At 45.8% G+C, this 2,096-nt stretch carries 1 protein-coding gene and 8 tRNA genes; all 9 read right to left on the reverse strand.

Translation table 11 applies throughout. The features are described from left to right. A partial coding sequence (rocF, locus tag KHB02_RS29505) for an arginase (RefSeq protein WP_241114204.1) occupies window positions 1-801 on the reverse strand: 801 nt, incomplete at its 3' end. 494 nt (window positions 802-1,295) lie between these two features. After that, window positions 1,296-1,368, reverse strand: a tRNA-Lys gene (locus KHB02_RS29510). A gap of 73 nt (window positions 1,369-1,441) precedes the next feature. Further along, window positions 1,442-1,516 (reverse strand) — tRNA-Gln (locus KHB02_RS29515). A gap of 43 nt (window positions 1,517-1,559) precedes the next feature. Next, window positions 1,560-1,644 (reverse strand) — tRNA-Tyr (locus KHB02_RS29520). An 8-nt stretch (window positions 1,645-1,652) separates the two neighbouring features. After that, window positions 1,653-1,728 (reverse strand) — tRNA-Thr (locus tag KHB02_RS29525). Window positions 1,729-1,737: 9 nt separating this feature from the next. After that, window positions 1,738-1,813: transfer RNA gene (locus KHB02_RS29530), tRNA-Val, on the reverse strand. Between the two features lie 6 nt (window positions 1,814-1,819). Further along, a tRNA-Glu gene (locus KHB02_RS29535) sits at window positions 1,820-1,894 on the reverse strand. A gap of 24 nt (window positions 1,895-1,918) precedes the next feature. Further along, window positions 1,919-1,991 (reverse strand) — tRNA-Thr (locus tag KHB02_RS29540). Between the two features lie 28 nt (window positions 1,992-2,019). Beyond that, window positions 2,020-2,094 (reverse strand) — tRNA-Asn (locus KHB02_RS29545). Window positions 2,095-2,096 lie beyond the last annotated feature (2 nt).

Raw genomic sequence — 2,096 nt, forward strand, 5'->3', positions numbered from 1 at the left:
TGCGGAGGTAATTAATTTTGATTCCTCGAGCATTTCCATAGCAAGATGGCTTTCGCGGTAGCTGATTCCCCCCATTACCGGTGTCCCAACACCTGGGCATTCGCTTGGATCTAGGCCATCGAGGTCAAGCGATAGGTGAACACCATCGGTTCTTTCCTTGAGGTAAGCGATTGTTTCTTCCATCACCTTTGCCATACCGAGGCGGTCGATTTCGTGCATAGTGTAAACCTTGATGCCTCTTTCTTTAATTAGAATCCGTTCTCCTTCATCAAGGGAACGGGCGCCGATAATGATAACATTCTCAGGCTTTACCTTTGGTGCATAGCCGCCGATATTTGTTAATAATGGATGTCCCAAGCCAATGCTGACCGCAAGAGGCATACCATGGATATTTCCGGATGGGCTAGTTTCAGCCGTATTCAGGTCACCATGGGCATCGTACCAAATAACACCAAGGTTTTGATAATGCTTCGCCACACCTGCTAATGTGCCGATGGCAATGCTGTGATCGCCGCCAAGAACAAGTGGGAACCAGCCTTCATTAAGGGCCTCATCAACCTTTTCTGCTAGTAGAGTATTTTTTTCTGCAACCAGGTCTAAGTTTCTTAGATTGGATTCTTTATCGACAACAACCTCTGGTCTTCCAATTGGAATATCTCCCATGTCGTGAATTTCTGAAAATAACGGCTTTAAGCGTTCGTTGATCCCAGCATATCGAATGGCACTTGGTCCCATATCAACCCCGCGGCGCATCTGTCCCAAGTCCATAGGCATTCCGATAATCGAAAGTTTCTTTTTCATTATGTCTCCTCCTAATTGTCTATGCCTCTATTTTAACCGCTTTCATAGTGATGACTCAACTCGACATATATTTGTATATATATGCGTGGGGCAGGGGGGGGAGGCATTTATATGTTAGAGGAATTGGTGCGTGTTGTTCTTAAAAAATGGGATGAAGGACAAAATAGCAGCTTAATACGAAAAATGTCCTTCATCAGGTTAATGAAGGACATTTAGGAATCCCTGGATAACGGGGAATGGCCTTCATAACCTCGACGAAAAGGTTTACTCGCCTGTTTTGGGCTTTTACTCGCCGGTTTTTCGAATTTACTCGTCTAAAATTAAATTTACTCGCCGGATTTATCACTTTACTCGCCTAAATCGGATATTTACTCGCCAACCCCGCAAAAGACAGCAAATTCCAACATAGAAAACACCCACAATTACCCAGTGATCACTATGACAATAATAAAAAACCCAAGGATGCAATATCCTTGGGTTTTTCGTAAAAATTATGAGCCATGAAGGACTCGAACCTTCGACCCTCTGATTAAAAGTCAGATGCTCTACCGACTGAGCTAATGGCTCACTGTCATTGCTTAAAATATCTCTCGATATTTTTCGCAAAATCCACTGATGTAATCTCAGGGATGTTATGATTTGGCTGGGCTAGCAGGATTCGAACCTACGAGTGACGGAGTCAAAGTCCGTTGCCTTACCGCTTGGCTATAGCCCACTAATGTGATTCTAGCTTGTCCATATATCAACAAAAATATAAATGGTGGAGGGGGACGGATTCGAACCGCCGAACCCTGAGGGAGCGGATTTACAGTCCGCCGCGTTTAGCCACTTCGCTACCCCTCCACAAAAAGTGGTGCCGGCTAAAGGACTTGAACCCTCAACCTACTGATTACAAGTCAGTTGCTCTACCAATTGAGCTAAGCCGGCATAATAATATGGTGGAGGATGACGGGATCGAACCGCCGACCCTCTGCTTGTAAGGCAGATGCTCTCCCAGCTGAGCTAATCCTCCAATAAGTGGTGACCCCTACGGGATTCGAACCCGTGTTACCGCCGTGAAAGGGCGGTGTCTTAACCGCTTGACCAAGGGGCCATATTATATTATAAAAATCAGGTAAGCTTCCAAGCGGGCTCGAACCGCTGACCTCTTCCTTACCATGGAAGTGCTCTACCTACTGAGCTATGGAAGCACAGCTATCTTTGTTGGTAAAAATAAAGTGGCTCCGCAGGTAGGACTCGAACCTACGACCGATCGGTTAACAGCCGATAGCTCTACCACTGAGCTACTGCGGAAT

Source organism: Neobacillus citreus, assembly GCF_018343545.2.
In the GTDB taxonomy this organism is placed as follows: Bacteria; Bacillota; Bacilli; order Bacillales; family Cytobacillaceae; genus Neobacillus; species Neobacillus citreus.